General features: G+C 68.4%; 7 protein-coding genes and 1 pseudogene. 5 read left to right on the top strand and 3 right to left on the bottom strand.

All coding sequences use genetic code 11. From position 1 onward, the window contains the following. Positions 1-295: 295 nt before the first annotated feature. Both JDV09_RS24565 and JDV09_RS24560 read left to right on the top strand, forming a co-directional pair. A pseudogene (locus JDV09_RS24565) lies at positions 296-812 on the top strand (1-acyl-sn-glycerol-3-phosphate acyltransferase). Positions 813-974: 162 nt separating this feature from the next. Beyond that, the gene (locus JDV09_RS24560) at positions 975-1,961 is read left to right on the top strand and encodes a hypothetical protein (RefSeq protein ID WP_221371753.1); all 987 of its coding nucleotides are present in this window, start codon (positions 975-977) and stop codon (positions 1,959-1,961) included. 99 nt (positions 1,962-2,060) lie between these two features. Here JDV09_RS24560 and JDV09_RS24555 read toward each other — a convergent pair whose 3' ends face one another. Then, entirely contained in the window at positions 2,061-2,633 is a 573-nt protein-coding gene (locus JDV09_RS24555) for a Uma2 family endonuclease (protein ID WP_221371752.1), read from the bottom strand. A 222-nt stretch (positions 2,634-2,855) separates the two neighbouring features. Here JDV09_RS24555 and JDV09_RS24550 point away from each other — a divergent pair, with 222 nt between their 5' ends. From JDV09_RS24550 to JDV09_RS24540, 3 genes are all read left to right on the top strand, one after another. After that, on the top strand, positions 2,856-3,053 hold the full coding sequence (locus JDV09_RS24550; protein ID WP_221371751.1) for an antitoxin Phd: 198 nt from the start codon (positions 2,856-2,858) through the stop codon (positions 3,051-3,053). Then, positions 3,050-3,439 carry a type II toxin-antitoxin system death-on-curing family toxin gene (locus JDV09_RS24545; RefSeq protein WP_221371750.1) on the top strand — a complete coding sequence of 130 codons (390 nt, stop codon included), beginning with the start codon at positions 3,050-3,052 and terminating at the stop codon, positions 3,437-3,439. The genes JDV09_RS24550 and JDV09_RS24545 overlap by 4 nt, the downstream gene beginning before the upstream one ends. Positions 3,440-3,590: 151 nt before the next feature. Beyond that, the gene (locus JDV09_RS24540; RefSeq protein WP_221371749.1) at positions 3,591-5,240 is read left to right on the top strand and encodes an NERD domain-containing protein; all 1,650 of its coding nucleotides are present in this window, start codon (positions 3,591-3,593) and stop codon (positions 5,238-5,240) included. Between the two features lie 20 nt (positions 5,241-5,260). Here JDV09_RS24540 and JDV09_RS24535 read toward each other — a convergent pair whose 3' ends face one another. After that, on the bottom strand, positions 5,261-5,728 hold the full coding sequence (locus tag JDV09_RS24535; RefSeq protein ID WP_221371748.1) for a nuclear transport factor 2 family protein: 468 nt from the start codon (positions 5,726-5,728) through the stop codon (positions 5,261-5,263). Beyond that, positions 5,725-6,648: a pyridoxamine 5'-phosphate oxidase family protein gene (locus JDV09_RS24530; protein ID WP_221371747.1), complete on the bottom strand. Its 924-nt coding sequence runs from the start codon at positions 6,646-6,648 to the stop codon at positions 5,725-5,727. Before JDV09_RS24530 ends, JDV09_RS24535 begins: the two co-directional genes overlap by 4 nt. Positions 6,649-6,654: the final 6 nt, after the last annotated feature.

Genomic DNA, 6,654 nt, shown 5'->3' with positions numbered 1-6,654 from the left:
GACCGCCGACGCGGCGGCGAACCTGTGGGACACTTTCACTGGAAGTGCCTTTCCGAGTTGTGCCGATAAGTGCGTAAGGAACACTCATCATCACAGCTCAGAGGGCACTTTCCTCGTCACGACACCCGATGACCAGCCGATTCGTCGGTGGATCGAGGCTAAGTCCACTGATGTTGTGTCTCTTGCCACGGTCAAAACGCGATGCGACCGCGGTCACCGGCGTTCCGTTCATCGCCGACACCGTCATGGCCCGTTCGGCGGCCCGGGACGGCGGGATACAACGAGGTGAAAACGCATGAGCGGCGGAGATATCGGCGACTCGGACCTGGACAAATGGGATCCGGGGTTCATCGAGGCGGCCGGAAAGATCGTCGGGCCGATCGGCAGACTCTGGTTCCGCACCGAGGTGCGGGGTCTGGAACACGTGCCGCCCGCCGGGGGTGCGCTGGTGGTGGGCAACCACTCCGGTGGAGCGATGACACCCGATCTGCTGGTGATGGCCCCGGCCTTCTACGAGAGATTCGGGTACGACCGCCCGTTCTACACGCTCGCGCACTACGGCCTATTCAAGACGCCGCTGGCCGGAACGCTGCGCCGCCTCGGCGTCGTCCATGCCGACCGGGAGGTCGACGGTCCCGGCGAACTTGCCGCTGCCGTCCAAGATCGTCGCCGAGGTGCTCGAGCCGATCGACGTCGCCGACCGGTTCGATGAGGATCCCGACGTCGACGAGGTCGACGCCCATGTGCGCGGCGTGATGCAGAAGGCGCTCGACGGGCTGGCGCGGGAGCGGCGGTTCCCGGTGCCGGGTTGAACGGGCGCCCGGCTTCCTTCCGGGCGGGGTCCACCAGGCATCGGCCGTGGCGATCGCAGGGCGTCGCACCTCCGCCGGCGGGCACGTCGGCGTGACGTGTCGGTGCCCGGTGCTATTCATGGCTGTAGTCAAAGTGGCTGTAGGACGACGGGGAGGGAAGTCATGACCGACGGTGCGCCGGTGAAGATCGTCAGGGACGAGCTGGAGCTGGGTCCGGTGACGGTGTCGTTTCAGCGGACGTTGCGGATCCCGGAGACGGGGTTGCATCCGTTGCCGCCGGGGCTGGGCCGGTTCCCGCTGCGCAGAGTTGCCGACTACCCCGACACGGCGCCGGCCGAGTGGCTGTCGCGTGGGGGTGTCATGCTGCCGATCTACCAGTGTGAGGCGATGTGGCTGTCGTTCCATTCGTCCGAACCCGCTGCGCTGCAGGTCGGTGTCGGCAAGGTGTGCGCGGTCAGCGGCCTGCCCTGGATCGAGCACCTGATCGGTGACCCGCAGAACTATGTGGCGCTGCCGGAGCAGCCGTGGCTGGACGGCATCAACGCCGGCGACGGTTTCATCCGCCAGTTCGTCGCGGTGCCGCTGGGTTCGGGCGCCACCGTCGAGGGACAGGTGACGGGGCAGGAAACCCATGGCGGAGTGCAACTTCGGGCGTTCGGCCTGACCGAACAGGCGCTGGCGGACTGGCGGGCGGCGCAGCAGGCGGTACATCCGGAGTCCTGCCCGAGCATGGCGTCGGAAGACGCCTTACTTCCGGCGCCGGCGGGTGCGAGCATGGGGCTCGGCGCCGGCGGGCGGATGCGCCAGGAGGTGTACGCGGATGAGCGCCCGCTGTCCGACTACGACCAGAGCGGTGCGCGGCGGGTGTTCGTCCACCTGTGCTCGGCCGCGCAGTGGACCGCGATCACCGGCGAGGTGCCGCCCCCGACGCCGGTGGACCGGGACACCTACGTGCGCGCCGGTCTGCCGTGGTTCGACTTCTACGACGCCGACGCCCGCGATCTCGACGCGTCGGAGATCTTGTCGCGTGTCGAGAGCGTCGGGAAGAAGCTTGGCACCGAAGAGAAACCGTTTGTGCCGGTGAACCCGAACACGGTGATCGCGCTCGGTGGCAACAGCCCCGACACGGTCACCGACGGAACCTGGTAGCCGTCCTCGGCGGTTGCACTCGCGGCGCCGGTCCTCTCACCATGTGGGCCGGCGCCGCGAATCAGCCTGACACCGAAGGGAATACGCCTTGGGGAGTGCTCAGCGGCCCGTCAACTCATCGAGGGCGAATTCCATCCTTGCCGGCTCGTTCACCCTGACCGTGTCTGCGTCGAGCGCCGGAACCCTACGGTAGACGTCGCCGTCGAGGCGGAAGACGAGAAAGCGGTCATCGGCCTGAGCGTCGGGATCGACGATCCAGTAGTGCTCGATGCCCGCGTTGGCGTACTCGTGCAACTTCATGACGTGATCTGTCCCGCGCGAACCGGGGGATACGATCTCGACCACGAGAACGACATCGGATGCCGGGACCCGGGCGGGGCGGCTTTCGAACACGCGGTCTGCGACCACGACGATGTCGGGGTCGCGCACACTCGGCGGGAACGATGCTTTTGTTATCACCTCGATCTCGGGAAGCGCCTCGAGGCCGTCGGGCAGGTGATCCTCGAGGAGGCGGGTGAGCCTCCTGGACACTCGTTGATGCCAGAGCTGCGGCCGGGGCGACATGGTCAGGGTTCCCTCACTGAGTTCCCACCGTCGCGTCGGGTCGAGCACGAGCGCATCCCATTGCTCGAGGCTCAGCAGACCAGGAGGCAAGTGTGCAAGGTCGGACACCGCGCACCTCCTCTCGCGTCGACCTCGGATAGGTGCAGAGTACGCGCAACGGCGATCACGTCCGAGTCTGATGGACTCCACCGACAACAACTCGCCCTGGCGTTGAGACTGCACTGGCGGTGGGGTTTTTCGCGTTTTCGACGCCGTGGCTGCAGTCTCAACGCCGGGGGTGCTGGCGAGCTTTGGTACCTATTTCGGTACTACCATTGGTACCATTCCCGCATGCCGGCCTTGAACGTCAACTTCAGCGACGAGGAGATGGAGCAGCTGCGCACCGCCGCCGCGGCGGGGGAGGTGTCGCTGCGTGCCTTCGTGCACCGCGCCGCCCTCGATGCCGCCAGCGATCACCAGCGCCGGGTTCGTGAGGCCGCGCGGATCGTCGCCGAGCGCAGTGCCGAGCTCAACCGCCGCCTGGCGTGACCGAGTATCTCGACCGGGAGGACGTGCTCGTCGCCGGGGCGGCGGCGGTCGGAATCGAGGTGCGTGTCGCCGACTACGGCCTGCTCGACGCCGCGGTGGCGCGGCCGCAGGCCACCGCCTTCGGCGTCGACGCCTACCCCGACCTGTTCACCAAGGCGGCAGCGCTGTTGCAGTCGCTGGCGCGCAACCATGCCCTGGTCGACGGCAACAAGCGCACCGCATGGGCCGCCGCATGGACATTCCTGTTCATCAACGGCATTGAACTGGACCGCGATTTCGACGTCGATGCCGCCGAGGACTTCATGAATGCCGTTGCCACCCAGGGAGAACTGCAACTCGGGGAGCTCGCCCGGACCTTGGCGGGATTCTCCCGGCGTCCGGCTTGACCCTGACCCCGCTTCGGCGTTGAGGCTGCGCTGGCGGTGGGGTTTTGTGTGGTTTCGCCGCCGTGGCTGCAGTGTCAACGGGGGACGCGGGAACTTCAACGGGGGACGCGGGAACGCGGGGGCTACCATCCGTGGCAGGGGAGGACGTCACATGACCATCACCGTCGCCGAGACACCTCGGCTGGCCAACGGTGCCGAGCGCAAGGTCTACCAGCTGCTCATCGACCAGCTCGAGCCCGGCGACCTCGTCATCCCCGGCAAGCGCGTCACCGACCACCTCAAGGACCACGAGGTCGACTTCTTCGTCGCCGTCGAGGGCGCCGGCATCGTCTGCATCGAGGTCAAGGGCGGTGAGGTCTGGCATGACGGCGAGACCTGGCGGCAGGGCGGGCAGGCGAAGAAGATCGACCCGGTCCGGCAGGCCCGCGAAGCCTGCTACGCGCTGCGCGAGTTCGTCGAGAGCGATCCGGGCTGGACGCAGGGCCGGCTGCGCTGGGACTACGTCATCGTGCTGCCCAACACCGACCTGCCCGAGGGCTTCGCGCTGGCCGAGTGTCCCCGCTGGAAGGTGATCGACCGCACCGACCTGCCCGACATGGTCGCCAAGCTGCGCCACCTCCTGCACAGCCAGGAACTCGACCGGCCCGTGCTGACCCGCGACGGCATCGAGCAGCTCGGTGAGTCGCTGAGCGGACGCGGCCTGCCGCAGCGCAGTGTGGTGGCCCGGGCGCTGGAAAACGAGGACGCCGCAGACGTTCTCACCGAACACCAGTCGGTCATCCTCGACGCGATCCGGCTGCTGAACCGGGTGGAGATCCGCGGCGGCGCCGGCAGCGGCAAGACCTTCCTGGCCCTGGAGCAGGCCCGCCGGCTCACCCGCGACGGCCAGCGCGTCGCCCTGGTCTGCTACTCGCACGGCCTGGCGTCCTACCTGGAACGCATCACCGGGGCGTGGAACCGCCGCCAGCAACCCGCCTACGTCGGCGAGTTCCACGACCTCGGCAAGACCTGGGGCGCCCCGGAGGGCCCCGACGAATCGCTGCGCACCGAGGAGACGGTCCGGTTCTGGGAACAGGACCTGCCGGCCCAGATGGCCGAGCTGGCAACCCAACTGACTCCCGGTCACCGCTTCGACGCGATCGTCGTCGATGAGGCCCAGGACTTCGCCGACGCGTGGTGGGACCCGCTGCTGGCCGCGCTGAAGGACGAGGAGACCGGCGGCATCTATGTGTTCACCGACGAGGGCCAGCGGGTGTTCAACCGGTTCGGCTCCCCACCGGTGCCGCTGGTCCCGCTGATCCTGGACCACAACATGCGCAACACCCGCCAGATCGCCAACGCGTTCCAGCCGCTGGTCGACCACCCGATGCGCTTCCTCGGCGGTGAGGGCCCCGCGGTGCGCTACGTCGCCTGCCCGGCGGCCGACGCCATGGACGCCGGGGACGACGAGGTCGAACGCCTGCTCGACGAGGGTTGGCGCCCCGAGGACGTCGCGCTGCTGACCACCGGCACCCGCCACCCCGAACAGAAGGAGCGGCAGGCCGCCGGCAGCGCCGCCTACTGGGCGAGCTTCTGGGACGCCGAGCAGGTGTTCTACGGACACGTGCTGGGCTTCAAGGGCCTCGAACGCCGCGCGGTCGTGCTCGTCGTCAACGAGGAATCGGCGTTCGACCGTTCCCGGGAACGGCTCTACGTCGGGCTCTCCCGGGCCCGCGACCAACTCGTCGTGTGCGGCGATCCGGACTTCATCCGGGAGGTCGGCGGACCGGACCTGGCCCGCCGGTTGAACATCGCGGGCTGACCAGGGCTCGCCTGCACGCGCTACTGCAGCGGGATGTCATGTCCCGGACCCCGTTCGCTCTGCGGTCGGGGGCCGAAATAGCGGCGGTCGGCTTCGGTGATGGTGACGTCGTTGATACTGGCTTCGCGGCGGCGCATCAGGCCGCTGTCGTCGAACTCCCAGAGCTCGTTTCCGTAGCTGCGGAACCACTGGCCGGCGGCGTCGTGCCATTCGTATTGGAAGCGCACCGCCATCCGGTTGCCCCGGAACCCCCACAGGCTCTTGCGCAGGACGTAGTCGAGTTCGCGTTCCCATTTGGCGGTGAGGAACTCGACGATGGCGGCCCGGCCGGTGAGGAATCGGTCGCGGTTGCGCCACACCGAGTCGGGCGTGTACGCGAGGCTGACGTGGTGCGGGTCGCGGGTGTTCCAGGCGTCTTCGGCGGCCTGGACCTTCTGTATCGCGCTGTCCAGGTCGAACGGTGGCACTGGCGGGCGGTGCTCAGTCATGGCGTGTCCTCGGTGATTGGTCGGTGCGGGGCGTGCCCGTCTGCTACAAGGCCGGTTATGTCGCTGGCGACGACGTGGCGGGTGATGAAGTGCACGCGGCGTCCGGTTGCATTGTCGTCGCCCTCGACGGGGCCGTGCCAGTCCACGGTGGCGGTGCCGGAGAGTTGCAGCGTGGCGCCGGTTTGGAAGTCGACGAACAGCAGTGCGGCGGTGGGGTCTACGGCCAGGTTGCCGAAGCTGTTGAACATGTTGTTGCCCGGATAGTCGGGCCACCAGAGGCCGTCACCGGCGACGCGGACGAAGCCGGGCGGGCCGCCGCGGTGCGATGCGTCGTTGCCGGAGTCGGGGTGGGTGGTGCCGAGGAAGAAGGTGTCCGCGGACTCGATGAGTCGTATGTCGTTGCTGCGCAGTGACTCTCCGCGGTACTGCAGTATGCGGGCCGGGTCGTGCGGTTTCCGACCTCGGCGCTGGTGGATGTATTGCGGGCAGTTGCCGTAGGCCTGCTCGACCTCGACGGTCAACCCGGCACGGTCGGATGCGGTGAGCAGGCCGTTGATCCGGACCCGGCGCCGGGTGGCGAAGTCGATGACGAGCACACCGGCGGGTTGCCCGGCGGGCAGCAGATGCAGCGGGTCTGCATCGGGCACAGCGGTGCCGATCCGCAGGTTGTTGCGGTTGTCGGCGCGCAGGAATCCGGGCGGGCCGAGCAGCGGTGAGGTCCACAGGTGACCGCTGCGGTCACGGGCGGTGATCGCGGCGAAGGTGGCTCCGGCGAGGAACGCGGAGACTCCGGCGCTGAGTTCACCGGGGCCGACCATCGGTGCCAGGCGGGCGGCCTGGGCCTGCACCCCGGCGTTGCGTTGGGCGGCCAGCTCGCCGCTGTGGAAACCCACAGCGGCGAGCCGGCGCTGGTTCGTCATGGTCGT

This window comes from Mycolicibacterium xanthum (assembly GCF_019710635.1).
In the GTDB taxonomy this organism is placed as follows: domain Bacteria; phylum Actinomycetota; class Actinomycetes; order Mycobacteriales; family Mycobacteriaceae; genus Mycobacterium; species Mycobacterium xanthum.
The sequence above is the reverse complement of the archived record's forward strand: the minus strand, read 5'-3'. Positions and strand labels throughout refer to the sequence as shown.

Coding starts and splice junctions, on each gene's coding strand:
- JDV09_RS24560 (WP_221371753.1), top strand. CDS start 975: ATGACCGACGGTGCGCCGGTGAAGATCGTCAGGGACGAGCTGGAGCTG.
- JDV09_RS24550 (WP_221371751.1), top strand. CDS start 2,856: ATGCCGGCCTTGAACGTCAACTTCAGCGACGAGGAGATGGAGCAGCTG.
- JDV09_RS24540 (WP_221371749.1), top strand. CDS start 3,591: ATGACCATCACCGTCGCCGAGACACCTCGGCTGGCCAACGGTGCCGAG.
- JDV09_RS24535 (WP_221371748.1), bottom strand. CDS start 5,728: ATGACTGAGCACCGCCCGCCAGTGCCACCGTTCGACCTGGACAGCGCG.
- JDV09_RS24530 (WP_221371747.1), bottom strand. CDS start 6,648: ATGACGAACCAGCGCCGGCTCGCCGCTGTGGGTTTCCACAGCGGCGAG.